Here is a 25316-nt window from a genome sequence, read left to right on the forward strand (position 1 = left end):
GCTCCGGGATTACTTGGCCGCTTCGACCGGCATGATCCACAGCTCGACGCGGCGATTGAGGCGACGGCCTTCCTCGCTATCATTGCTCGCGCGTGGCTGGCTCTCGCCCTTGCCATAGCTGTCGAGCCGCACCGGGTTCACCTGGCGACCGACGAAGTAGTCCAGCACCGAACGGGCCCGCTGTTCGGACAGCGACTGGTTGTAGGCATCCTTGCCCACATTGTCGGTATGGCCGATCACCGTGATCGCGGTCTTGCCATACTGGTTGACCACCTTGGCGATCTTGTCGAGCGTGGGCGTGAAACCGGCCTTGATCTGCGACGAATTGGTGTCGAAACCGGTGTTGGATGTCATGCTCACCAGCAGCGAGTTGTCGTTGTTCTTCTGCAAGGTGATCTCGCCGCGCTGGATCTCGGCCGCCAGCTGCTTTTGCAGATCCTTGGCCTGCTGATCCATGTAGTAGCCGATGCCGGCGCCGGCCAGCCCGCCACCCACCGCGCCAATCAGTGCGCCCTTGCCACGGTTCTTGTGATTGACGGCCGCCCCGATGGCAGCACCGCTCAGGGTGCCGATGATGGCGCCCATCTCGGTATTGTTGAGGTCGCGCTTCTCGCCCAGATCATTGGTGGCGCACGCGGTCAGCACCAGCGTGGAAATCAGGGTCAATGCAACGATCTTGCGCATGATGTGCTCCGGTTGTTGTTGTCGTGCCGCGATTATCAACGATGCCAGGTTGGCGCCAAGAGGAAATACGTCACATCGCGGCAACCGCTGTGCGGGAGGCCACTGCTAGCGCGCCGCCTCGCATCCGGACAGTGCCTTGCAGCTTGCGACGATACTCGCTGCAGACCGGCCTCAGAGCAACCGATTCTCACTGCCCGGCACTGCGTGCAGGATCAGTTCATCGGTATCGGTAAGGATCTTATTGCGCCGAAACAGCACGTCGTCCGCGACCAGCCAGACCGGCAATGCAGCTGCAATTGATAGTAAAGGCGATTCAAACGCGACACCGTCATCCAGCTACGGGTTAGCATCTCCCTTTTCCGGGAGTCACTCCGTGCGCCTGCTTTTCGCCGCCTTGCTGCTGTTTGGCATGGCCTGCCAAGCCAAGGACCAGCTCGAAATTCGCCCTATCGGCAAGCAATACATGCTGCAGAAAAGCGGCAAACCATTGACCGGCGAGCGATACGATGAACTGATCCACGATGATCACGAAAGCCCGGACTTCGTGCTGGCCCGCCGCGGCACCGCATGGGGGATGCTCGACGCCACGAGCGGCAAACTGCGCATCCCGATCCGCTACGACTGGATCGATCCGCTGCCCTATTACCAGATCGAGCTGGTTGGCGTGGGTCTGGACAACAAGGTGGGCTTTGTCGATCGCAACGGTCGTATCTTGGTACCGCCGCGCTACGATGCCATCGGTCCGATCAGTAGTTATTACCAGCAGGCCTTCGCCGAACGGCAGGGCCAGCTCTTCAGCCTGCACTTTGCCGATGGCCAGCTGCAGCGTGAGCAGGCCGCGCCGGACTTCTATCCTTATGTCGTTTTGCCTCCCTCGTTGCGTACGCAGCCGCAACGGGTCGCCGGCCTGCACAACGGCACCTATGTGGCCGATCGCTATCCCGATCTATACGCCGCCTGGCAAGGCTGGCGCCGCGGCGAGCTGCGCGATATCGGCCAGCCCGCCATTGTGGTGCGAGGCGACATCGCTTATGTGTCGTTTGGCGTGATACGCAGCGCGGACCTGCCACTGATGCCCAACACCATGCAGGCCTGCCAGAGCGAGGCCGGCGTCAGCCTATGGGCGGAGCTGGACGCCACGCAATGTGACGGCCCGCAGGACGACGCGCTGTTCCATCTGAAGCGGGAAGCCGACGGCGCGCTGGTCTGCGAGGATTGCTATGCGGCCCTGCCCAAGCGCTGGATCGCGCTGGACGAGCAGCCGACTCGCTTTGCCGGGATCGGCGTCGTGTTGCAACGGGGCGCCGACCAGCAGGCACTGGAAATACGCGAAGTGCTGCCCGATGGCCCGGCCGCCGCGTCAGGCGTGAAGGCCGGCGACATCATTACCGGGATCGGTGGGCGCGATAGCGCTGGCCTCACCGTCGGGGCCGCAAGCGAGTTGATCAGGGGCAAGGTCGATACGACGCTCTCGTTGACGCTGACGCGGGCAGGCCAACCCCTCACGCTGAATATCGTCCGCCGCCCGATCACGCTCGACGCAGGCGCCATGCCTAAGTAGCGCCAGCGGGAAACACGACAGCGAACACCGGGCGGGGGGGACGTAAAGGGCCATCAGCCTGGCACGCATGTGACACGATCCGGTCCTGGCGCGAGCGGCCGCGCGTAACGACCGATCACACCACGCAATCGGGCCACGTCAGGCTGCGGCCCAGACCGGAACGCGGCGCAACAGCAGCTGCAGCACGACCGGCAACGCCGCGATGCCGGCGAGCGCCAGTACCGCCAGCTGCGGCGTTCCAGTCAGCGCGCCATCCGCGCCCACGCACAGCAGGCCGCTCGCCACCAGTGCAGCAGCAGCAATGGCCATGTCCTGCACCATGGACTGCAGCGCCATGAAGCCCGCGCGCTCGTGCGGTTCGGGCACCTGGCTCGTTACCGCGGCCAGCGTCACGTTGCGCCCGGCATTGCCCGCCATGAAACACACGAAGGGCAGGACCAGGGGACCGGCGGCGAGGCCGAGAAAAGGCAAGGCGCCCAAGGCAAGCAGGCTTGACGCCAGCAAGGCCGGCAGCCACGGCCCGCGCCGGTCGGTCCATCGGCCGAGCAGCTGGATCAGCGCGAAGGCGCACGCGCCGCCCGCCAGATAGAGCAGCCCCAGTCGCTCGCGCGCAAAGCCCAGATTGAGGAGCCAGTACGCGGAGAAGTGCGGGATCAGGAGAAAAGCCGAAAACTGGCTCAGCGCCTGCGCGGCGCAGGCGATACGCACCGCGGGGCGCGCCAGCAGCATCCTCGCCGACAGGCGTCTGGTCTGCGCCAGGTGCGTGCGCATCTCGGGCAGAACGAGCGCCACGGCCAGCCACGCCAGCGCCGCCAGGAGCGCAGTCACGATGAAGGGCAGAGTCCAGCCTCCCAGGCGAGCCAGCTCCAGCGCGGCAGGTACGCCGGCGATGGCGGCGAGCGAAAAGCCGATCATCACCTTGGCGATGGCCGCGCCGCGCGCCTGCGGTGCGGTGCTGTCGATGACGATGGCCATACCGAGGGCAACCGCCGGTCCGCCAAAGAAGCCGGCCGCCGCCCGCGCCAGCAGCAGCGTGGTCAGGTCATGTGCCCACACCGCCGCCAGCGTCGCCAGAGCGCATAGGGCAAGGGCGACCAGCAGCGCGCGCTTGCGCTCGAAGCGATCCAGCCAGCGCATGGCCAGCGCCGCCGACAAAACTGACGCAATGGTATACGCCGCAGTCAGCCAGCCCAGTCGGTCGCTGCCAAAACCGAGTGCACGGGCCAGATCCGGGCCCAGCGGCAAAACCATCATGAAATCGACGATGTAGACGAACTGCACGCAGGCGATCAGGGCAATGCTGCGGGAAGCGGAAGGAACATTCATGGCGGCGGCTTGGTGTCAGTATTGGTTCGTATGTGCGTTTGCAGCATGCAATCGGAATGAGAAAACATTGCCCAAATTGTGGCGTTCTCCGCTATCCGTTGGCGGCGATCATCAATGTAAATCCGGATTACCGTCAATCGTTTTAGAGTTTGATAATCATTCTCGTTTTGGTGTAGCGTAAAAAACGCCGATGCCATGCTGCATCGCAAAACACCGCGCGGCCCGCCGCGCACTGCCCCGGCCCCCTGCCGGCGCTGCGAGGACCTCATCGTGAACGCACCACCGACCACTCCCTTCGCCATCGATACACCCGCCGACCTGCTGCGCCGCTATGCCCCCGGCGCCAGCGTGTTTGCTTCCCCGCGCCAGACGCTGCTGGCCAGCGGCAAGCGCACGCACTTGCCCGCGGGCGATGCCGCCACGCTGGCGCAGCGTGGCGCAGCGCTGCTTGCCGCCCGAGGCGGCGTGCTGATGGGCACCGTGCCGTTCGATCACGGCACGCCACCACGGCTGTTCGTTCCCGAATGCGTCGCCATCGCCCAGGGTGGACACGGCGGACCGGCCCCGGCCGCGCAACCGAGAGGTGCCTCTGACCCTTGCGGCCTCGCGCTGGCGCCGACGCCCGATGGCTACCGCGCCGCGGTCGAGGTGGCATTGGCGCGCATCGCCCGGCGCGAGCTGGCCAAGGTGGTGCTGTCGCGCTCGCTCACTGTCGCTGCCCGCGTCGATCTCGCCGGCCTGCTGCAGCGACTGGCCCAGCGCAACCCGCACGGCTACACCTTCGCGATCGACCTCGCCATGGGCGATACCGCGCGCACGCTGATCGGCGCCAGCCCCGAGCTGCTGCTGGCCAAATCGGGGGACAGCGTAATCTCGCATCCGCTCGCCGGCTCGATCCCGCACGTGGCCGACCCGGTGGAGGATGCGCGCCGCGCCGACAACCTGCTGCGCTCGAGCAAGGATCTGTACGAGCACCAGGTGGTGGTCGACGCCGTGGCCGATACGCTGGCACCGCTGTGTCGCCAGCTGGTGGTGCCGCCGGCTCCGTCGCTGGTGCGCACGCCGACGATGTGGCATCTGGGCACCGAAATCCGCGGTGTATTGATCGACCCGGCTGCCAGCTCGCTCGCGATCGCGCTGGCGCTGCATCCGACCCCCGCCGTTTGCGGCCATCCGACCGAGGTCGCGCGCGATTTCATCGCCGAGGTCGAAGGGTTCGATCGCGGCTATTTCACCGGCCTGACCGGCTGGATGGATGCCCACGGCGATGGCGAATGGGCGGTGACGATACGTTGCGCCGAGGTCGGCGCTGACAGCGCCACGCTGTATGCCGGGGCCGGCATCGTCGCCGGTTCCGACCCCGAGCTGGAACTGATCGAGACCAGCGGCAAGCTGCGCACCATGCTCGCCGCGATGGAGCTCGACGGCGCGCTGGAGGGCTGGGCATGAGCGCCTTCACCCCCTGGCCGGACGACTTTGCCCGCCGCTATCGCGAGCTCGGCTACTGGCAGGGCCAGACGCTGGGCGGCCTGCTGCGCGAACGCGCCGCCAGCCGCGGCGAGCACTGCGCCATTGTCTGCGGCGAGCGGCGCTGGAGCTACGCCGAGCTCGATACGCGCGCTGCAGCGCTCGCCACGGGCTTGGCCCGGCTGGGCATCCGCGCCGGGGATCGCGTGGTGGTGCAACTGCCCAATGTCGCCGAGTTCTATGCGGTGAACTTCGCACTGTTCCGTCTTGGCGCCTGGCCGGTGTTCGCGCTGCCGGCGCATCGCCGCACCGAGCTCAGCCACTTTTGCGGTTACGCCCAGGCGCGCGCCTACATCACCACCGACATCGATGCCGGCTTCGATCACCGCCAGCTGGCGCGCGAGCTACGCGGCGCCGTGCCGGAGCTGGAACACGTGATCATCGTCGGCGACGCGCAGGAATTCATCGCGCTCGACTCGCTGTACGACGCGCCCGTCGCGCTGCCCGAGCCGGCGGCCAGCGATGTCGCCTTGCTGCAGCTCTCGGGCGGCAGCACGGGCTTGTCCAAGCTGATCCCACGCACTCACGACGACTACCTCTACAGCGTACGCGCCAGCGCCGACATCTGCGGCCTCAGCGCCGCCAGCGTCTACCTGTGCACGCTGCCGGCGGCACACAACTTCCCGCTGAGTTCGCCCGGCGCGCTGGGCGTGTTCCACGCCGGCGGTACCGTGGTGCTGACGCGACGGCCCAATCCGGAGGACACCTTCGCGCTGATCGCACGCGAGCGGGTGACGATCACCGCGCTGGTGCCGCCGCTGGCGCTGGTGTGGCTGGACGCGCAACGCCAGCAGCGCGCGGATCTGTCCAGCCTCACCGTGCTGCAGGTCGGTGGCGCCAAGCTGTCCGAAGCAGTGGCGCGCCGCATCGGCCCCGAGCTCGGCTGCACGCTGCAACAGGTGTTCGGCATGGCCGAGGGCCTCGTCAACTACACCCGGCTCGACGATGGCTTCGAGCTGGTCATTGGCAGCCAGGGCCGGCCGATCTCGCCGCACGACGAGGTGCTGATCGTCGATGACAACGACGCACCGCTGCCGCCCGGCGCAACCGGCCACCTGCTCACGCGCGGCCCTTACACGATACGCGGCTACTACCGGGCTCCCGAGCACAACGCGCGCGCTTTCACCACCGATGGCTACTACCGCACCGGCGACATCGCCCGCCAGCTGCCTGGCGGCCATCTCGTGGTCGAAGGCCGGGCCAAGGACCAGATCAACCGCGGTGGCGAAAAAGTGGCGGCCGAAGAAGTGGAGAACCACCTGCTCGCCCACCCGCAGGTGGCTGATGTCGCGCTGGTCGCCATGCCGGACGCCTATCTGGGCGAGAAGAGCTGCGCCTTCGTCATCGCGCGCGAGGCTCCACCGCGCGCGGTGGAGCTGAACCGCTTCCTGCGCGAGCGTGGCCTCGCCCAATTCAAGATCCCGGACCGCATCGAGTTCGTCGACCACTTTCCCAAGACCGCCGTCGGCAAGGTGGACAAGCGCGCGCTGCGCGACACCATCGCCGAACGGCTCACCCCCGATCGCCTCACCTCACGCTGAAATCCGCCCCATGAGCATTCCCCGCATCGCCAGCTATCCCCTGCCCGCAACCCTGCCCGAACCACGCGTCGCCTGGCGCCCGGAACCTGGCCGCGCCGCGCTGCTGATCCACGACATGCAGCAGTATTTCGTCGATTTCTACGACGCCGACGCCGCGCCCATCCCCGCGCTCGTCGGCCACATCCAGGCGCTGCGCGCCGCCTGCGACGCGGCCGGCGTGCCGGTCTACTACACGGCGCAGCCGGGTGAGCAGGCGCTGGCCGACCGCGCACTGTTGCAGGACTGGTGGGGCCCGGGCATCACCGCCAGCCCGGAGGCGGCGCCGGTGATCGCACAGCTGGCGCCGCGCGATAGCGATACCGTGCTCGCCAAGTGGCGCTACAGCGCGTTCAAGAAGAGCGATCTGCTGGAACGGCTGCAGGCCCAGGGCCGCGATCAGCTCATCATCTGCGGCATCTACGCGCATATCGGCGTGATGACGACGGCGCTCGAGGCCTTCATGCTCGATATACAGCCCTTCGTCATTGGCGACGCTGTCGCCGATTTCTCCGAAGACGAACACGCGATGGCGCTGAACTGGATCGCCGGGCGCTGCGGCGTGGTCCTCGCCACGAACCAGGTACTCGCCGCGCTAGCGCCGTCCGCCGCACTGCCCGCCAGCCTGGCAGCACTGCGTTCTGAGGTCGCCGCCCTGCTCGAGGTGCCCGCCTCGGACCTGCTGCCCGACGATAACCTGCTCGACTACGGCCTCGATTCGGTACGGCTGATGATGCTGGCCGAGCGCTGGAAGGCGGCCGGCGCCAAGGTCGCCTTTGTCGCGCTCGGCGAGCAACCCACGCTGACCGCGTGGTGGGCGCTGCTGGCCGGAGCGCGCTGACATGCTGGAACTGACGGCGGCGCAATACGGCATCTGGCTGGGCCAGCGGCTCGATCCGGCCAACCCGGCCTACTGGACCGCCGAGGTGATCGAGCTCAACGGCGCGATGAACCAGGTGGCCTTCGAGCAGGCGGTCCGCACCGCCGTCGCCGAAACCGATGCACTGTGGATGCGCTACCGCGAAGCGGATGGCGTGGTCATGCAAGCGCCGGCGCTGCAGCGCGACTGGGCCTTCAGCCAGCGCAACCTGGCCGAGCATGACGACCCGCTCGCCGTGGCGCAAGCCTGGATGCAGGCGCAGCTCGCCGTCGCCACCGATCTGGAAACCGGCCCGCTGTTCGGCGCCGCGCTGTTCAAGCTGGGCGCCGGCCGCCAGCTGTTTTTCTTCCAGGCCCACCATATCGCGCTCGACGGCTACGGCTACAGCCTGCTGCAACGGCGCATCGCCGAACTCTACAGCGCATTCAGCCAGGGGCTGCCGGCACCCACGGGCCGCAGCACAGCGCTGGCGCCCGTCGTCGCCGAGGATCAGGCCTACACCGACTCGGAGAAATGCGCGGCCGCGCGCGCGTTCTGGCTGGCCCACCTCGAGGACGCGCCAGCGCCCGTGCTGCTGGCGCCGCCGCAGGCAGTAGGCCACGGCGTGCGCCGCGCCCGTGGCGTGCTGCCCGCGAGGCTATACGCCGCCTGGCAGGACAGCGCGCGCGCTGCCAGCAGCGACTGGACCGCGTGGCTGATCGCCTGCGTCGCGGCGTGGCTCGCCAGCACCACCGGCCAGCGCCGCCTGACACTGGGCCTGCCGGTGATGAGCCGGCTCGGCTCGGTCGCGATCGGCGTGCCGTGCATGGCGATGAATATCGTGCCACTGCGCGTTACCGTCGACCCGGCGCACAGCGCACAGCAACTGGCCCGGCAGGTCGCCACCGAACTGCGCGCGATCAGGCCCCACCAGCGCTACCGCTACGAATGGCTGCGCCACGACCTGCAGCGTGTCGCCGGCGGCCGGCGGCTGTTCGGCCCGGTGATCAACCTGATGCCGTTCGACAAGCCACCCGCCTTCGGCCAGCTCGACGCAGTCAGCCACCCGGTTTCGGCGGGGCCGGTCGAGGATCTGGCGATCAACGTGATTGCGCGCCCCGATCAGGTGCAGTTCGATCTGGAAGCCAATCCGGATGCCTACGACGACGCCGCTCTGGCGGCTCACCGGGCCGCGCTGCTCATCACGCTCTCCCGGCTGCAGGCCGAGCCGGAATCGCCACTGGCGGCGCTGCTGCCGTTCACCAGCATGCCGCTCGCCATCGTAGCGGGCGCGGCGCTGCCGCGGCCGCCTGAACCCGTGCTGGCCGCGTTGCAGCGCGTGGCGCGCGAGCGGCCCAAGCACACCGCCATCGAGCAGGACGGCGTGGCGCCGCTGAGCTATGCCGCGCTGCTGCAACGGGTGATGGCGCTCGCTGGCGTGCTCGCGGCACGCGGCATCGCCGAGGGCGATCGCGTGGTGCTGTTGCTGCCACGCACGCCCGACACCCTCGTCGCGCTGCTCGCCGTGCTCTGGGCCGGCGGCGGCTACATCCCGCTCGATCCGGCGAGCCCGGCCGCGCGCATCGCCATGGTGCTGGACGACGCAAGCCCGGCGCTGGTGCTCACGCTGCGCGATCACGCCGCACTCTTGCCGGATACACTTCCGGCGCTATGGCTGGACGAGGCGACGCCGCCTGCCGCACCGCTGTTGCAGCCCCGAGCGGTGGCGCACGATGCGCTCGCCTATGTGATCTACACCTCGGGCTCGACCGGCCGGCCCAACGGCGTGCAGATTGCGCGCAACGCGCTCGCGCATTTCCTTGCCGGCGCCAGCCTTTGCTATGGGCTGTCCGCCACCGATCGCGTGCTGCAGTTCGCGCCGCTGCATTTTGACGCCAGCATTGAGGAAATCTGGGGCAGCCTGGTCCACGGCGCAACACTGGTGCTTCGCACCGACGCGATGCTGGAATCACTGCCCGGCTTTGTCGCTGATTGCGAGCGCCTGGCCATCAGCGTGCTCGATCTGCCGACCGCGTTCTGGCACGAGCTCGCCTTTGGCCTGGGCGAGCACCAGTTCGCGCTGCCCGCGTGCGTGCGCCTCGTCATCATCGGCGGCGAAGCGGCACTGGCCGAGCGCGTCGCGCGCTGGCGCTCGCGGGTGGGTGAGCGCGTGCTGCTGCTCAACACCTACGGGCCGACCGAGACCACGGTGATCTGCACCACGGCAGCGCTGGCGGGCCCTGGCGCACTCGATTGCGCCGATGATGCCATTCCCATCGGTACGCCCTTGCCCGGCCTGACCATGGCCGTGGTCGACGCGGCCTTGCACCCGGTCGCGATCGGCGTCGAGGGCGAGCTGGTGATCTGCGGCGACACACTCTCCAGCGGCTATATCGACCGGCCCGAGACGACGGCACGGCGCTTCGTTGCGCTGACCCAGCTGCCAGGCAGCCCGCGTGGCTATCGCACCGGCGATCGCGTAGTGCTCGGCGCCGACGGCCAGCTGCGCTTCCTGGGCCGGCTGGACGACGAGTTCAAGCTGTCCGGCCACCGCATCGATCCGACCGAGGTCGAAACCGCACTCCTGGCGTGCGCCGGCGTGATCGAAGTCGCGGTGCTCGGCCAGATGCTGGAGAATGGCGGCAAGCGGCTGGCGGCGTTTCTCGTTTGCGACAGCGCCCTGCCCGAGCCCGCCACGCTGCGCGCGCAACTGGCCCGCACGCTGCCCGCGCCGGCCATCCCCAGCGCCTACGTCCGGCTGGACCGGCTGCCACGCAATGCCAACAACAAGATCGACCGCAATGCGCTGCGCGCGCTGACTATGCAGGCCTCGGACAGCGACGCGGCGCTGACGCCGCTGGAAGCGACCATCGCCGCCGCCTGGCGCGACGTGCTGGGCGCCGATGCGATCGCGCCCGAATCCGATTTCTTCGCGCTGGGCGGCAAATCGCTGCAGGCGATCCAGGTGGCCAACCGCCTTGCACTGGCGCTGCAGCGCGACATCCCCGTGTCGGCGCTGTTCGCCACCCCCACTGTCGCGGAGCTCGCCCAGGCGCTGTTGCGGCCGGTGGCACACGCCGTGCCGCGGCAGCAGGCCGGGCAGGAATTCGCCCCGCAGCTGACGATACAGGCCGGCAGCGGCACGCCGCTGTTCTGCATCCACCCGGCCGAGGGCCTGGCATGGTGCTACTTCGGCCTGGCCAGGCTGCTGCCCGACGTCGCCATTCATGCGCTGCAGGCGCGCGGCCTCAGCGGTCCGCTGCCGACCAGCTTTGCCGCGACCGTCGCCGACTACGTGGCGCAAATCCGCGCCGTTCAGCCTCGCGGCCCCTACCGGCTGCTGGGCTGGTCTTCCGGCGGAGCTACCGCGCAGGCAATGGCCGCCAGGCTGCAAGACGCCGGCGAGACGGTCGAGCTCCTGGCGCTGCTCGACGCCTACCCGGCCAGCGCCTGGTCGGACAAGCCAGCGCCTTCCGAGCGCGATGCGCTTGAGGCGCTACTCGACCTGACCGGCGATTTTGACGGCGCAACGGCGCTATCCACCGCCGAGATCCTGGCCCGGTTGAAAAAGCCGGGTAGCCCGCTCGCCGGCTTTGACGACGCACGCATAGGCAATCTGACCGAAGTGGCGCTGACGACGATGCGCCAGTTCCGCACCGAGGCCACCCCACGCTACCGCGGCGACCTGTTGCTGTTCCGCGCCAGCCAGCACCCGGCCGATGCGCCCGCACCCGCGAGCTGGCAGCCGTACATCGCCGGCGGGATCAGCGTGATCGACATCGACGCCAGCCATTCGGCGATGACGCAGCCGGCGCCGCTGGCCGCCATTGCCGCCGCGCTGGCACCGCGCCTGAACGGAGTCTGAGCATGGAATTTGGCAACCAGGTGGTCCTCGTCACCGGCGCCGCGCAGGGCATAGGCGCCACCATCGCCCACCGCTTCGCATCGGAAGGCGCCGCCGTGGCCTTGCTCGACCGGCAGGCGGTAGCCGTTCAGACCGTGGCCGCGGAACTGGGCGCACAGGGTGCGCGCACGCTCGCGCTGGCCGCCGACATTGCGCAGAGCAGCGCCATCGACGAGGCGATCGACCGGATCGAACGGGAGCTAGGCGCCATCGACGTGCTGGTGAACGCCGCAGCCATCCTGCGCACCGGGAACATCCTGGCGTACAGCGACGAGGACTGGGACGCCACGCTGGCGGTGAACGCCGGCGGCGTGTTTCGCGTCTGCCGCGCGGTCGGCCGGCGCATGGCCGAGCGCCGTCGCGGCGCCATCGTCACCGTCAGCTCCAACGCAGCGAGCGTTCCGCGCACCGGGATGGGTGCGTACGCGGCGTCCAAGGCCGCCGTCACGCACTTCAGCCACTGCCTGGCGCTGGAACTCGCCGAGCACGGCGTGCGTTGCAATGTGGTCTCGCCCGGTTCGACCGACACGCCGATGCAGCGCGCGCTCTGGTCGGGCCCGGACGGCGCCGCACGCACCATCGCCGGCAACCCGGAGGGGTGGAAGCTCGGCATCCCGCTCGCCCGCATCGCCACGCCCGACGACATCGCCGACGCCGCGCTGTTCCTCGCCTCGGCCCGCGCCCGCCATATCACCATGCACGATTTGCGCGTGGATGGCGGCGCCACGCTGGGAGCGTGACAGCCAGGCCTAGCTCAGCGCCAGCCGCGCGACGCCGCCGGCGTACAACCCCAGGCCGAACACCGCATGGGTGGCGATGCTGCGCGAGCGTGCCAGCCACGGCCTGGGTGTACGCGCCGCCGCAACACCCAGGCCCAGGCCCGGTTGCAGCAGCAGGAACGGAAACAGCACCGTTGCGATGCCGAAAACCAGCGGCGGAGCCAAGGTGGGCCGCGTTATCCAGGCCGGGCCCACCAGCGACAGAAACACGGCGGCAAACACCAGACCGGTGACGTAATGGGTGCTCCATCCCAGCACGCGCTCGTGACGCACCGCGGCCGCCTGCGCGATGCTGTCGTGGCGAAATTGGCCGCGCATGCAATGACCGATCCAACGGCCGACCATGGCCCAGTCGAGCACCGGGATGCCCAGTAGCCGAAGCGATAAGGTCCAGACGTCGGTCGCCAGCGTGGCGACCACGCCCAGCAGCAACCCGTGCAGCAAGGCAGGGATGGCTTCGATCGGCATCAGGGCTTCCTCGCGCGGTGCTTATCCGGTCTGCCGCGGCGGTACGGCGATCTTGCCGTCATGCGTCACGCCGTAGATCACCTGCCCGGTCGGGCCGACGCGCGCACCCGATTCGCAGTGCCCGGTCTGGTCGTCGAAGAAGAAGTCGGGGGCGAACTCGCGCAGGAAGGGGCCCTTATCCAGGCCGCCCAGGAACATCGCCTCGTCGATAGCGATACCCCAGCTCATCAGCGTGCGGATCGCCCGTTCGTGCGCCGGCGCGCTGCGGGCGGTGACGAGGGCCGTGCGCAGCTTCATTCCGCCTGCGGCGGCCTGCTGCTGCAGGCCATGCAGGGCTTCCAGCAGCGGGCGGAATGGCCCAGCCGGCAGCGGCAGCGCGGCCTTGTCGTGCTCGTGGGCGTGAAAGGCCGGCAGGCCATCCTTCTGGTACACGATCTCGGCCTCGTCGGAGAACAGCACGGCGTCGCCGTCGAAGGCGATGCGCACCTCGTCGGCATGCGTCTCGGCGGCGAGCTGCGATTGCGGGTAGACCCGCGCCGCCGGAAAACCACGGACGATCGCCTCGCGCACGTCGGCATCGTTGGCGCTGAGGAACAGGTTGGCCTGCAGTGGCGTCAGGTAGTGATGTGCCGCCCGCCCGCGCGTGAACACGCCGCGTTCCAGCTTGAGCCCGTTGTGCTCGGCCGATTTGAACACGCGCAGCCCACTGACCGGGTCGTTGCGCGACAGGATCACCACCTCGACCGGCTGGCTGTCGCCCTGATTGAACGCCAAGAGCTTCTTGATCAGCGCGAAGGCAACGCCGGGGCGTGCCGGCGCATCAAGCCGCTCCAGCTGCAGCCGCATATAGGCCGCGTCGTCCTCATCCTCGAATACGCGGTTCTCTTCCTCGAAATCGAACAGCGCACGCGAGCTGATGGCGACAACCAGCTTGCCGTTGAGGGTGGCGGGCATGAAGTTCTCCATGTATCAGATACAGCCTATCGTGGCTCACGCAGCACTACGCCGTATTGTTTCCAGCACCTCGAGCAACCGTTCCACCCCGGCCGGCGGGAAAACCCCGAGCGGCCCCTGCCCCTGGGCATACACGTCGGTGAACGGCAATTCGAACAAACGGCCCGGCTCCATGACGCCAGTCTGGGTCAGCTCCTGCACCACGAGGTTGATAGACTTACCCAAGGCCCGCATGGCAGCCTCATGCAGGAAGGCAAGATTGCTCATTGTTTTCTTCCCCCTGACTGTTCCGCAAGCCCGTATTCCGCGCTGCCGCTATTCGTAGCGTTCGTATTGGTGGGCCTCGTCAGCCAGCAGGTTCAACAGGCGCGGGTGGACGAACAGCTTTTCCTTCCCCGCAGTTTTCTCTGCCAGCACACCCAGTTCAGCCAGTGCATGCAGATAGCGCGAAGCGGCCTGCCGCTGGGCCACACTCTTGTCTACCAGATTGCCAATGCGGCAGTACGGTTGCTCGAAAATCACGTCCACCAGTTCGCGGCTGTAGAGCTTGGGCAGGCGTTCGCGCACATGCTGGGCGGTGTGGTCGGCCAGCTTGCGGATGGCCAGAATCTTGGCGGTCGTCCACTGTGCGGTTTCCTCGACGCCCTGCAGCATGAACAACACCCATGGCTCCCACGCGCCGGTCTGGGTTACCTCGCGCAGCAGCTGGTAGTAGTCGGCCTTGCGGCGCAGGATGGCACGGCTCAGGTAGAGGATGGGTAGGTCGAGCAGGCCCTCTTGCACCAGGAACAGCAGGTTCAGAACCCGACCGGTACGACCGTTGCCATCGACGAAAGGGTGGATGGCCTCGAACTGGTAATGCGCCGCCGCCATGCGCACCAGCGGGTCGATATCGGTAGCGTTGTGCAGAAAGATTTCCCAGTTGCCCAGCAACTCACGCAACCTCACTTCACCCTGTGGTGGGGTATAGACCACTGCGCCCGTACCCTCGTTGACCAGTTGCGTGCCCGGTGTGCGCCGCACGTCCAAATCCACCGCTTTGATTTTTCGGCACACCTCCACCGCCGTGGCCGTGGACAACGGGCGTTGGGTCAGTGACGCGGCGCCCCAGTACAGCGCGTCCCGGTAGCGCAGGGCTTCCTTGGTGGCGGAGTCGGCCTGCTGCTCGGCGCTGCCAGCATGCTGGAACAATCGGTCGGCCGTGGTGACGATGTTCTCGATTTCCGAACTGTCGCGTGCTTCCAGCATGGGCAGCGTGTTCACCAGCATCGCCGGGTTGGGCATCAGTGCGGCGGCCTGATTCAGCGCCGCCAAGGCCGCCCGCGCCGGGATGCATGCCTTCAGCACCGCACGGCTTTCCAGTTCCACGGCGGGTGGCAGCGGCGGCAGGTCATTGAAGGGTTGTTCCGGCGACCAAGTCATGGTGATATTTTCTGATTTTGACGACACGTCCTCATCTTATGTCGTCGCCAGCGACATGTCACATAAACGTGTCGCCATTATCGGAAAATTGGAACACGAAAAGCTGGTCCCACCGCTTTGTCTTCTGGCGAACAAACGTATTCATCTGCACCACCACGAACTGCTGTTTCGCGCAGGGGCAACAGCGAGCTGGCCAGTGAGGGTGGCGTGCATCCAGCTGACCGGGTGGGGTCGGCGTTTCAGATGGAATGGAACACCAGCAACGCGATTGCCGCCATCACCGGCCACGCCAAGTGCCGGCCACGCGAGAATGCAACGGTCAGCAAGGAGCTGGCGGCGAAGGTGGCGGCAACGACCAGCAGCAGTTGCGGGCGCGTCCAGTCGGGCTGCGCCAGCGTCAGCATCAGGGCGGCGAAGCCCCACCACGCCAGCGTGGTGAGGTGCCAGGCAAACCGCAGCGTACGCACGGTGAAGTCCTGGCTGCCGAACAGCTTGGGCAGATCCTGGCGGCGGAACAGCCGGATCAGGATGTAGCGCTCACCGAGCACGCTGTGAGCGAGGCCAAGCAGGCCGGCGAGCAGAGCGGCCAGATACAGCGGCCAGGTCATGGCGTCGCCCATCGCCTTACTTCTTGATCTTCACCGGGCGCTGCCAGCCATCGAGCGTCACCTGCCGCGCCCGAGCGACGGTGAGCTTGCCGGCGGGTGCGTCCTTGCCGATCACCGAACCGGCACCGGTGGTCGCTTCCGCACCGATGGTCACCGGCGCGACCAGCACGTTGTTGGAGCCGATACGCGCGCCGTCCTCGATGGTGGTACGGAACTTGTTCACGCCGTCGTAGTTAGCGGTGATAGTGCCGGCACCGACGTTGACGCCCGCACCCATGCTGGTGTCACCGATGTAGCTGAGGTGATTGACCTTGGAACCGCTGCCTATGGTCGATTTCTTCACTTCGACGAAGTTGCCAATATGCACGTCGGCGGCGAGCTCTGCGCCGGGGCGCAACCGGGCGTAGGGGCCAATCAGGCTGTTCGCACCGATTTCGGCGTCTTCCAGGTGGCAGTACGGGTGGATCACCACGCCGTCGGCGATCTTGACGTTCTTCAGCACGCAGTTGGCACCGATCTCTACATCATTGCCCAGCACCACCTCGCCTTCGAACACGCAGTTCACGTCGATCAGGCAATCCTGGCCGTGCTTGAGCGTGCCGCGCACATCGATGCGTGCGGGGTCAGCGAGGCCGACACCGGCGGTGAGCAGCGCGCGGGCGACTTCGCCCTGATGGATGCGCTCGAGCGTGGCCAGCTGCAGCTTGTTGTTGATGCCTTCGGCTTCCCAATGGTGATCGGGGTGCACGGTGGCGATGCGCACGCCATCGCGCGCGGCGAGCGCGATCAGATCGGTGGCGTAGTACTCGCCCTGGGCGTTGTCGTTCTTCAGTTCAGCCAGCCAGCCAGCGAGGCGGGCGGTGGGCAGCGCCAGGATGCCGGTATTCATCTCGCGGATCGCGGCCTCGTCCTGGGTGCAATCCTTCTGCTCGACGATGCGCAGCACGTTGCCGGCCGCATCGCGCACGATACGGCCGTAGCCGCTGGCGTCCTCCAGCACATCGGTGAGGATGCCGAGCGCGCCACCGTGGCTGGCGTCGAGCAGTGCGCGCAAGGTGGAGCGGCGCGTCAGCGGCACGTCGCCGTACAGCATCAACGTCACGTCGCCCTCGAGCTGCGATACCGCCTGTTGCAGCGCATGGCCGGTGCCCAGCTGCTGCGCCTGGTGCGCCCAGCCCAGATCTTCCTGGCCGGCGAAGGCAGCCTGCACCTGGTCACCACCATGGCCGTAGACGACGACGAGGCGCGACGGGTCGAGCTGGCGCGCGGTGTCGAGCACGTGCCCCAGCAGCGGCTTGCCGGCGAGGCGATGCAGCACCTTCGGGCATTTGGAGTACATGCGTTTGCCTTGACCGGCAGCGAGAATGACGACATTGACAGCGGACATGGAAAAACTCGCAGCAAGAATGATTGCGGCAATTCTATCCGATCCCCATTGCTTGCCGGCTACGACATCAACCTTAGCGGCAGCCGTCAGCCGCTCCAGCGGTAACGACGCGGACTACGCATAGGAGCTTGCGTCGCATGCACTTGCCTGTGCATCGCTCCGGGCTTGACGCGCTCTGCGCTGCGGGCGGCGCGCCCAGGCAAAAAGGCAGCCTTGCGGCTGCCTTTTCACTCTTCGCGGGGAAGATCAGTGACCACGCTTCTTCAGCTTTTCGAGCACGGCGAGTTTCGCCACGGCTTCGAGCAGCTCGGCTTGCGCCAAAGCGAAGTCCATCGCACCACTCTTACCCTTCAGTGCTTCCTCGGCGCGGGCCTTGGCGTCGCGCGCCTTGGCTTCGTCGATGTCGGCACCGCGGATGGCGGTGTCGGCCAGTACGGTCACTACGTGCGGTTGCACCTCAAGCAAACCACCCGAGACGTAAAGCACCACGTCCGGATCGTTGCTGTTGGCCGGCTTGATGCGCAGCGCGCCCGGACGAATCCGGGACAGCAGCGGCGCATGGCGCGGCAGGATACCGATCTCGCCCTTCTCGGCAGGGGCCGAGACGAACTCGGCCGTGCCGGAATAGATCAGTTCCTCAGCGCTTACCACGTCCACATGCATGGTCATGGCCATCGCCTATCCCCTTATTGCAAGGTCTTGGCTTTTTCGAGCGCTTCCTCGATGCCGCCAACCATATAGAAGGCCTGCTCCGGGAGGTGATCGTAATCGCCGTTGAGAATGCCCTTGAAGCCCTTGAGGGTTTCCTTCAGCGGCACGTACTTGCCCGGCGAGCCGGTGAACACTTCTGCAACGTGGAACGGCTGCGACAGGAAACGCTGGATCTTACGCGCACGAGCCACGGCAAGCTTGTCTTCGGGAGACAGTTCGTCCATACCCAGAATCGCGATGATGTCCTGCAGTTCCTTATACTTCTGCAGCGTTTGCTGCACGCCACGCGTGACGGCATAGTGCTCTTCGCCAACCACTTGCGGATCCAGCTGGCGCGAAGTCGAATCGAGCGGGTCGATGGCCGGGTAGATACCCAGCGCAGCGATGTCACGGCTCAGAACGACGGTCGCGTCCAAGTGGGCGAAGGTGGTCGCCGGTGACGGATCGGTCAAGTCATCGGCAGGCACGTAAACGGCCTGGATCGATGTGATCGAACCGGTCTTGGTCGAGGTGATACGCTCTTGCAGCGCACCCATTTCCTCGGCCAGCGTCGGCTGGTAACCCACGGCGGATGGCATACGGCCCAGCAGCGCGGACACTTCGGTACCGGCCAGCGTGTAGCGGTAGATGTTGTCGACGAAGAACAGCACGTCACGACCTTCGTCACGGAACTGCTCGGCGATCGACAGGCCGGTCAGTGCGACGCGCAGGCGGTTGCCCGGCGGCTCGTTCATCTGGCCGTACACCATCGCCACCTTGTCGAGGACGTTGGAGTCCTTCATTTCGTGGTAGAAGTCGTTGCCCTCACGGGTACGCTCACCCACGCCGGCGAACACGGACAGACCGCTGTGCGCCTTGGCGATGTTGTTGATCAATTCCATCATGTTGACGGTCTTGCCCACGCCGGCGCCGCCGAACAGGCCAACCTTGCCGCCCTTGGCAAACGGGCAAACCAAGTCAATGACCTTGATGCCGGTTTCCAGCAGGTCGACCGACTGGTTCAGCTCGTCGAACTTCGGTGCCGGTTGGTGAATGGCACGGCGCTCTTCGGTTTGCACCGGGCCGGCTTCATCAATCGGGTTGCCGAGCACGTCCATGATACGACCCAGCGTCGCGGTACCCACCGGCACCGAGATCGGTTTGCCGGTGTTGCCCACGGCCAGGCCGCGCTTCAGACCATCGGTCGTACCCATGGCAATGGCACGCACCACGCCGTCGCCCAGTTGTTGCTGCACTTCCAGCACCAGATCCTGGTCAACCAGCTTGAGCGCGTCATACACCTTGGGCAGGTTGTCGCGCGGGAATTCCACGTCGACCACCGGGCCAATGATTTGTACGATTTTCCCTTGGCTCATCTTAGGGTTCCTAATCAGTAAATTCGGGTTGGCGATCTGTTAAACCGCTGCAGCGCCGGCGCAGATTTCCGAAAGTTCTTTCGTAATCGCCGCTTGACGCGTCTTGTTGTACAGCAGTTGCAGATTGCCGATCACCTTGTCGGCGTTATCGGTCGCCGCCTTCATCGCCACCATCCGAGCCGCATTTTCGGACGCCATGTTTTCCGCCACGGCCTGATAGACCAGCGCTTCGAGATAGCGGGTCATCAGCTCGTCGATCACGGTCTTGGGGTCCGGCTCGTACAGGTATTCCCAGTTGTAGCCATGCTCGGGCTGGCCAAAGGCCTCGCCCGACAGCGGCAGCAACTGTTCGACCACGGGCTCTTGCTTCATGGTGTTGATGAACTTGGTGTACACCAGGTGCACTTCATCCACTTCACCCGCGATATACGCGTCGACCATGACCTTGATCGGGCCAACCAGCTGCTCGAGGTGCGGTGCATCGCCCAGGCCCGTGATCGACGAAACGACCTTGGCCCCGTTACGGCTCATAAAACCAAAACCCTTGTTGCCGATGGCGGTGACCGCGACTTCGCGGCCAGCCTGGTGCCATTGCTTCATCATGGATAGCGCCAGACGCAGGGCGTTGGTGTTCAAGCCACCACACAAACCCTTGTCCGACGTGACCGTGATAAGGCCGACCCGTTTCACGGTGTCGCGCTTTTGCAGGAAGGGGTGGGCATAGTCCACCAGGGCCACCGCGAGGTGGGCCGCCACATTACGGATTTTTTCACCGTAGGGGCGAGCCGAACGCATGCGTTCCTGGGCCTTACGCATCTTGGACGTAGCCACCATTTCCATGGCGCGGGTGATCTTCTGCGTGTTCTTTACGCTTTTGATCTTGGTGCGAATTTCCTTGCCGCCAGCCATGATTCGATTCCTTTTCTATTTGGGTTCGAATCAGTAAGCGTTGGCCGACTTGAAGCTCTCCACCGCCTTCACGATGACAGCTTCGTCGTCGCCCGACAGCTGGCCGCTCTGGTCCACGCGCGCCAATACTTCGGCATGGTTGGACTTGAGGTGAGCGAGGAAAGCCGCTTCGAATGCCAGTGCCTTCTCAACCTTGACGTCGTCGTACGAGCCCTTGTTGATCAGCAGCAGGGTGACGGCGAGTTCCGACACCTTGAGCGGGCTGTACTGCGCCTGCTTCATCAGTTCGGTCACGAGCTTGCCGCGCTCGAGCTGCTTGCGGGTGGCTTCGTCCAGATCGGAAGCGAACTGCGCGAACGCAGCCAGTTCACGGTACTGGGCCAGCGCCAGACGCACACCGCCGCCGAGCTTCTTGATGACCTTGGTCTGAGCCGCACCACCGACGCGCGACACCGAGATACCGGCGTTCATCGCAGGACGGATACCGGCGTTGAACAGATCGGTTTCCAGAAAGATCTGGCCGTCGGTGATCGAGATCACGTTGGTCGGAACGAAGGCGGACACGTCGCCGGCTTGCGTTTCGATGATCGGCAGCGCGGTCAGCGAACCGGTCTTGCCCTTCACTTCGCCACCGGTGAGCTTTTCAACTTCGTCGGCGTTGATGCGGGAAGCACGTTCCAGCAGGCGGCTGTGCAGGTAGAACACGTCGCCCGGGTAGGCTTCACGGCCCGGCGGGCGGCGCAGCAGCAGCGAGATCTGGCGATAGGCCACGGCTTGCTTGGACAGATCGTCATACACGATCAGCGCGTCTTCACCGCGGTCGCGGAAGTATTCGCCCATCGTGCAGCCGGCGTAGGCGGCGATGTATTGCAGCGCGGCCGATTCGGAAGCAGCAGCAGCGACGATGATGGTGTGACCCATGGCACCGTGCTCTTCCAGCTTGCGCACCACGTTGGCGATCGACGAAGCCTTCTGGCCAATGGCGACGTAGATACAAACGACGCCCGTGTCCTTCTGGTTGATGATCGCGTCGAGCGCAACGGCGGTCTTGCCGGTCTGGCGGTCACCAATGATCAGCTCACGCTGGCCACGGCCGATCGGCACCATGGTGTCGATGGCTTTCAGGCCGATTTGCAGCGGCTGGTCCACCGATTGACGCGCGATCACACCCGGGGCGATCTTTTCGATCGGGCTCGACAGCGTGGTACCCAGCGGGCCCTTGCCATCGATAGGCTGACCCAGCGCGTTGACCACGCGACCGATCAGCTCACGGCCAACCGGTACTTCCAGGATGCGGCCGGTGCACTTGACTTCATCGCCTTCCGAGATGTGGGTGTATTCACCCATCACCACGGCGCCGACCGAGTCACGCTCAAGGTTGAGCGCAAGGCCAAAGGTGTTGCCCGGGAATTCCAGCATTTCGCCCTGCATCACATCGGACAAGCCGTGGACACGAACGATCCCGTCGGTTACCGAAACGACCGTACCAGTGGTACGGGTTTGGGCGCCTTCCGACAGGTTCTGGATCCGAGCCTTAATCAGTTCACTGATTTCAGACGGATTGAGTTGCATAAAAAATCTCCTAGCTCTTCAGGCTTGTCGCCAGCGCTGTCAGCTTGCCGCGTACGGACGCGTCGATCACCAGGTCACCGACTTTCACCGTCACGCCACCGATCAACTCGGGCGCAACCGTGACTGCGGCATCTACCCGGCGCTTGAGTTCTGCGGACAGGGTTGCCGTGAGTTCGCCCAGCTGGGCAGCACTCAACGGGAACGCCGACGCGATCTCGGCCGTTACTTCGCCTTCTTCGGCCGCCTTCAGCGACTCGAATACTTCAGCGATTTGCGGCAGCGCGGTGAAACGACGGTTTTCCAGCACCACGGCGATGAAGTTCTGCACTTCCGGCCCGACGTTGCCGCCGAGCAGGCTGACCAGCAGTTGCTGCACCTGTTGAGCCGAATACTTGGGATTGGCCACCACGTCTTCTGCGGTCTGGTTCTTCGCGATCACGGCGAGGTTGGCAAGGGCTTCGGACCACGGCCCGAGCTTGCTTTCCTGCTTCGCCAGACGGAAGACGGCCTCGGCATAGGGTCTTGCGACGGTGATGAGTTCTGCCATGACTGTCTTACAGTTCCGCTTTGATGGATGCCAATAGATCGGCGTGGCGGGCAGCGTCGATCTCTTGCTTCAGGATCTTCTCGGCACCGGCGACGGCGAGGTCAGCCACTTGCTGACGCAGCACTTCGCGGGCGCTCTGAACCTGTTGCTCGATCTCGGACTGCGCACCCTTGACCAGACGGTCGCCTTCCACCTTGGCTTGATCCTTGGCTTCGTCGACGATCTGGGCTGCACGCTTTTCGGCTTGGGCGATGAGTTCGGCGGCCTGTTGCTTGGCTTCGCGCAGACGATCGGCCGATGCTTTTTCAGCATTGGCCAAGTCCTGCTTGGCGCGGTCTGCCGCTGCCAAGCCGTCGGCGATGCGCGCGGCGCGCTCATCCATCATCCGGGTCAGCGGAGGCCAGACAAACTTCATGGTGAACCACACCAGGATGGCGAACGTAATCGCCTGCCCGATGAGGGATGCATTGAATTCCACGAACTAGTCCTCCAGGTTTAAGGGTTTGCTCTTAAACCGACGATTAACCGAGGGCAGCGAGGAACGGGTTTGCAAAGGTGAACAGCAGGGCAACACCAACACCGATCATCGAGATGGCATCGAGCAGACCGGCGATGATGAACAGCTTGGTTTGCAGAACCGGGATCATTTCCGGTTGGCGAGCCGACGATTCGAGGAACTTGCCGCCAAGGATAGCGAAGCCCAGAGCAGTACCGATGGCAGCAAGACCGATGATGATCGACACAGCGATCACGGTCGAGCTTTGAATGCCAGCGATGAGTTCGGGTGCAGCCATTTTGATATCTCCTAGTGAGAAAGGTCGTTGATACAAGGGTTGAAACACAACGAACCGGGCGGCAACGCCACCCGGCGCGATTCTGAAATGCTTAATGGTCTTCGACGGCCATCGACAGGTAGACAATGGTCAGCATCATGAACACGAAGGCCTGCAGCGTGACCACCAGAATGTGGAAGATCGCCCACGGCGTGCCCAGCACCCAGTTGATCCACCACGGCAGCAGCGCGATCAGGATGAAGATGAGCTCGCCGGCATACATGTTGCCGAACAGACGCAGCGAGAGCGAGATCGGCTTGGCCAACAGTTCGATGATCTGGAACGCGAGGTTGACCGGGCCCAGCACGATCTGCATGCCCAGACCCTCGGCATGGAACGGCGCGGTCAGCAGTTCCTTGAACCAGCCCAAGAGGCCCTTGGCCTTGATCGAGAAGCCGATGATGATGATCAGCACCGACAGCGACAGCGCAAAAGTCTGGTTCACGTCAGCAGTCGGAACGACGCGCAGGTAGACATGGTGCGGGTCGTGGCCGAAGCCGTAGTAGCCGATCGCTTGCGCGATCGCCGGCAGCAGATCGACCGGCAAGAAGTCCATCGCATTCATCAGGAACACCCAGACGAAGATGGTCAGCGCCAGCGGGCCGATCACGCGGCTCTTGCCGTGGAAGGCATCCTTGATCTGGGTATCGACCATCTCGACGATGAGCTCGACGAAGTTCTGCAGCCGCCCCGGCACGCCGGAAGTGGCCTTGCGCGCCACATAGCCGAACAGCCCAGCGAAGAGGAAACCCAGCGCCAGCGCCACCCAGAAGGTATCCAGGTGCATATTGCTGAAGTTGAAGATCGCGCCAGTCTTGGGAACGAGCCCCGCATGGGTCAAGTGGTGGACGATGTAGTCCGTTGCGCTTTGTTCGGCAGCCATATGCTCAGTTCTTTTCCAGTTTTACGAATAAGCTCAACCAGTAGGCCGCCGTCGCGCCGATGTAGCCCAACAGCAACCCCAGGCCGTGCACCGGGATCAACACGATCACCAGCGCGAATCCGGTTATGGTCCAGCCAAATTTGGCCATCTCGGCGGCATAGTGGCGCGATAACATTGCATTCGGTGCGACCCATCCACCCGGATAGGCGATGCGCGCATAGAGCAGCGCTCCCACCAATGAAATCCCGCCCCCCAACACACTTGAAATACCGGCTTTACCGCCCCATAAAACGAAGACCAGCGCCGAAACGGCAACGGTCAGCACCAGCTTGAGGCGGACAACACGACGGATTTCCTGCCGCTTGACCATGGCTTCCCCATGGGAAAAACCCGTGGATTATACGGAGCGGCTTTGCGCCGCGTCAATTTTACCAAGGGCGCAAAACTGTATTGGCATATCAAGACGTTAGCTGAACGCCAACGTCAGCAACATGCACCATATCGGTGCAATTGCCCGATCACGGCTGCAATCGATTTAGCAGCCGGTCGAGGTCGTCCAGGCTGGCGTAATCGATCACGACCCGACCCGCACCCTTGCGCCCCTGCCGTATCTGCACCCGAGCGCCCCAGCGCTCCGACACCTCGTTTTCCAGCCGCTGCACGTCGGGATCGACGCGCTTGGCCACCGCGGCGCTCGCCGGCTCCGCCTGCAATTTCTTCACCAGCGCCTCGGTCTCTCGTACCGACAAGCCCTTGAGCGCTACGGTCTTGGCGGCGTCGACCTGTGGCAGCGTATCGAGCGCCAACAGCGCGCGCGCATGGCCCATATCGAGCTGGCCAGCGAGCAGCAGCTCACGCACCGGCTCGGCCAGGTTCATCAGCCGCAACAGATTGGTGACCGTGGTGCGCGACTTGCCCACCGCGTGCGCCACCGCCTCATGCGTCATGCCGAACTCTTCGATCAGCCGGGCCAAACCCTGCGCCTCTTCCAGCGGGTTGAGATCCTCGCGCTGGATGTTCTCGATCAGCGCCATTGCAGCCACCGCCTCGTCCGGCACCTCGCGCACCAGCGCGGCGATCTCGGTGAGGCCTACCAGCTTGCACGCGCGCCAACGGCGCTCGCCGGCGATGATCTCGTAGCGGGTTTCCAGACCATCATCGATGGCACGTACCAGCACCGGCTGCATCAGGCCCTGCGCCTTGATCGATTCGGCGAGCTCATTGAGTGCGTCGTGGTCGATATGCTGGCGTGGCTGGAAACGCCCTGGCTGCAGGGCGTCGATCGGCAGGTGCAGCAACGTTTCGCCAGGCTGGGCATCGCCCATCAGCGCGTCGAGGCCGCGGCCTAGGCCTTTGAATTTCTTGATCATGAAAGCGCTGGTCCCATTCGGGATTCAAACAAAGGCACGGGGGAACCCAGGTTCACCCGCCAGGGTAAGCAACTAGCAGC

The 25316-nt window shown here is 65.3% G+C and carries 24 protein-coding genes; 6 read left to right on the forward strand and 18 right to left on the reverse strand.

The genetic code is table 11. The features are described 5' to 3' along the window. Positions 1 to 9: 9 nt before the first annotated feature. On the reverse strand, positions 10 to 684 hold the full coding sequence (locus NLI84_RS03210; protein WP_255988138.1) for a YiaD family glycine zipper/OmpA-like lipoprotein: 675 nt from the start codon (positions 682 to 684) through the stop codon (positions 10 to 12). A 373-nt stretch (positions 685 to 1057) separates the two neighbouring features. Between NLI84_RS03210 and NLI84_RS03215 the strand changes: the two genes are divergently transcribed. Beyond that, positions 1058 to 2245 (forward strand): PDZ domain-containing protein, encoded by a 1188-nt coding sequence (locus tag NLI84_RS03215; protein WP_255988139.1) that lies wholly within the window; start codon positions 1058 to 1060, stop codon positions 2243 to 2245. A 138-nt stretch (positions 2246 to 2383) separates the two neighbouring features. Here the strand turns inward: NLI84_RS03215 and NLI84_RS03220 are convergent, their stop codons facing one another. Further along, a complete protein-coding gene (locus NLI84_RS03220; protein WP_255988140.1) occupies positions 2384 to 3571 on the reverse strand; it encodes an MFS transporter in 1188 nt (395 codons plus the stop codon). A 270-nt stretch (positions 3572 to 3841) separates the two neighbouring features. Between NLI84_RS03220 and NLI84_RS03225 the strand changes: the two genes are divergently transcribed. The 5 genes from NLI84_RS03225 to NLI84_RS03245 are packed head-to-tail and all read left to right on the forward strand — an operon-like array spanning position 3842 to position 12178. Continuing rightward, positions 3842 to 5020 (forward strand): isochorismate synthase, encoded by a 1179-nt coding sequence (locus NLI84_RS03225; protein ID WP_255988141.1) that lies wholly within the window; start codon positions 3842 to 3844, stop codon positions 5018 to 5020. Beyond that, positions 5017 to 6639 carry a (2,3-dihydroxybenzoyl)adenylate synthase gene (locus tag NLI84_RS03230; RefSeq protein WP_255988142.1) on the forward strand — a complete coding sequence of 541 codons (1623 nt, stop codon included), beginning with the start codon at positions 5017 to 5019 and terminating at the stop codon, positions 6637 to 6639. Before NLI84_RS03225 ends, NLI84_RS03230 begins: the two co-directional genes overlap by 4 nt. A 10-nt stretch (positions 6640 to 6649) precedes the next feature. Beyond that, a complete protein-coding gene (locus NLI84_RS03235) occupies positions 6650 to 7516 on the forward strand; it encodes an isochorismatase family protein (protein ID WP_255988143.1) in 867 nt (288 codons plus the stop codon). 1 nt (position 7517) lies between these two features. Then, positions 7518 to 11399, forward strand: a complete 3882-nt coding sequence (locus NLI84_RS03240) for a non-ribosomal peptide synthetase (protein ID WP_255988144.1) — start codon at positions 7518 to 7520, stop codon at positions 11397 to 11399. Positions 11400 to 11401: 2 nt separating this feature from the next. Continuing rightward, the gene (locus NLI84_RS03245) at positions 11402 to 12178 is read left to right on the forward strand and encodes a 2,3-dihydro-2,3-dihydroxybenzoate dehydrogenase (protein ID WP_255988145.1); all 777 of its coding nucleotides are present in this window, start codon (positions 11402 to 11404) and stop codon (positions 12176 to 12178) included. A 9-nt stretch (positions 12179 to 12187) separates the two neighbouring features. On the opposite strand, the gene NLI84_RS03250 is transcribed toward NLI84_RS03245, so the two are convergent. From NLI84_RS03250 to NLI84_RS03325, 16 genes are all read right to left on the reverse strand, one after another. Next, entirely contained in the window at positions 12188 to 12685 is a 498-nt protein-coding gene (locus NLI84_RS03250; RefSeq protein ID WP_255988146.1) for a DUF2938 family protein, read from the reverse strand. Between the two features lie 21 nt (positions 12686 to 12706). Then, the gene (locus NLI84_RS03255; RefSeq protein ID WP_255988147.1) at positions 12707 to 13639 is read right to left on the reverse strand and encodes a 5'-nucleotidase; all 933 of its coding nucleotides are present in this window, start codon (positions 13637 to 13639) and stop codon (positions 12707 to 12709) included. Between the two features lie 36 nt (positions 13640 to 13675). Beyond that, positions 13676 to 13906 (reverse strand): hypothetical protein, encoded by a 231-nt coding sequence (locus NLI84_RS03260; RefSeq protein WP_255988148.1) that lies wholly within the window; start codon positions 13904 to 13906, stop codon positions 13676 to 13678. A gap of 48 nt (positions 13907 to 13954) precedes the next feature. Beyond that, entirely contained in the window at positions 13955 to 15061 is a 1107-nt protein-coding gene (gene fic / locus NLI84_RS03265) for a protein adenylyltransferase Fic (protein ID WP_255988149.1), read from the reverse strand. A 239-nt stretch (positions 15062 to 15300) separates the two neighbouring features. Further along, positions 15301 to 15669, reverse strand: coding sequence for a hypothetical protein (locus NLI84_RS03270; RefSeq protein ID WP_255988151.1), 369 nt, complete (start codon positions 15667 to 15669; stop codon positions 15301 to 15303). Between the two features lie 16 nt (positions 15670 to 15685). Further along, positions 15686 to 17056, reverse strand: coding sequence for a bifunctional UDP-N-acetylglucosamine diphosphorylase/glucosamine-1-phosphate N-acetyltransferase GlmU (gene glmU, locus NLI84_RS03275; protein ID WP_255988152.1), 1371 nt, complete (start codon positions 17054 to 17056; stop codon positions 15686 to 15688). 246 nt (positions 17057 to 17302) lie between these two features. Beyond that, positions 17303 to 17731: a F0F1 ATP synthase subunit epsilon gene (locus NLI84_RS03280; protein WP_255988153.1), complete on the reverse strand. Its 429-nt coding sequence runs from the start codon at positions 17729 to 17731 to the stop codon at positions 17303 to 17305. A gap of 11 nt (positions 17732 to 17742) precedes the next feature. Beyond that, positions 17743 to 19122, reverse strand: coding sequence for a F0F1 ATP synthase subunit beta (atpD, locus tag NLI84_RS03285; RefSeq protein ID WP_255988154.1), 1380 nt, complete (start codon positions 19120 to 19122; stop codon positions 17743 to 17745). A 39-nt stretch (positions 19123 to 19161) separates the two neighbouring features. Continuing rightward, positions 19162 to 20031 (reverse strand): F0F1 ATP synthase subunit gamma, encoded by an 870-nt coding sequence (atpG, locus tag NLI84_RS03290; RefSeq protein WP_255988155.1) that lies wholly within the window; start codon positions 20029 to 20031, stop codon positions 19162 to 19164. 30 nt (positions 20032 to 20061) lie between these two features. Next, positions 20062 to 21603 (reverse strand): F0F1 ATP synthase subunit alpha, encoded by a 1542-nt coding sequence (gene atpA, locus NLI84_RS03295; protein ID WP_255988156.1) that lies wholly within the window; start codon positions 21601 to 21603, stop codon positions 20062 to 20064. Between the two features lie 10 nt (positions 21604 to 21613). Then, positions 21614 to 22150, reverse strand: a complete 537-nt coding sequence (locus NLI84_RS03300; protein ID WP_255988157.1) for a F0F1 ATP synthase subunit delta — start codon at positions 22148 to 22150, stop codon at positions 21614 to 21616. 7 nt (positions 22151 to 22157) lie between these two features. After that, positions 22158 to 22628, reverse strand: a complete 471-nt coding sequence (locus tag NLI84_RS03305; protein ID WP_255988158.1) for a F0F1 ATP synthase subunit B — start codon at positions 22626 to 22628, stop codon at positions 22158 to 22160. A gap of 43 nt (positions 22629 to 22671) precedes the next feature. Next, positions 22672 to 22944: a F0F1 ATP synthase subunit C gene (atpE, locus tag NLI84_RS03310; protein WP_148713856.1), complete on the reverse strand. Its 273-nt coding sequence runs from the start codon at positions 22942 to 22944 to the stop codon at positions 22672 to 22674. Between the two features lie 91 nt (positions 22945 to 23035). Further along, on the reverse strand, positions 23036 to 23866 hold the full coding sequence (gene atpB, locus NLI84_RS03315) for a F0F1 ATP synthase subunit A (RefSeq protein WP_255988161.1): 831 nt from the start codon (positions 23864 to 23866) through the stop codon (positions 23036 to 23038). Positions 23867 to 23870: 4 nt separating this feature from the next. Next, positions 23871 to 24236, reverse strand: coding sequence for an ATP synthase subunit I (locus NLI84_RS03320; protein ID WP_255988163.1), 366 nt, complete (start codon positions 24234 to 24236; stop codon positions 23871 to 23873). Positions 24237 to 24384: 148 nt separating this feature from the next. After that, the gene (locus tag NLI84_RS03325) at positions 24385 to 25236 is read right to left on the reverse strand and encodes a ParB/RepB/Spo0J family partition protein (protein ID WP_255988164.1); all 852 of its coding nucleotides are present in this window, start codon (positions 25234 to 25236) and stop codon (positions 24385 to 24387) included. Between the last annotated feature and the right edge of the window lie 80 nt (positions 25237 to 25316).

This window comes from Chitinolyticbacter albus, assembly GCF_024437655.1.
Classification (GTDB): Bacteria; Pseudomonadota; Gammaproteobacteria; order Burkholderiales; family Chitinibacteraceae; genus Chitinolyticbacter; species Chitinolyticbacter albus.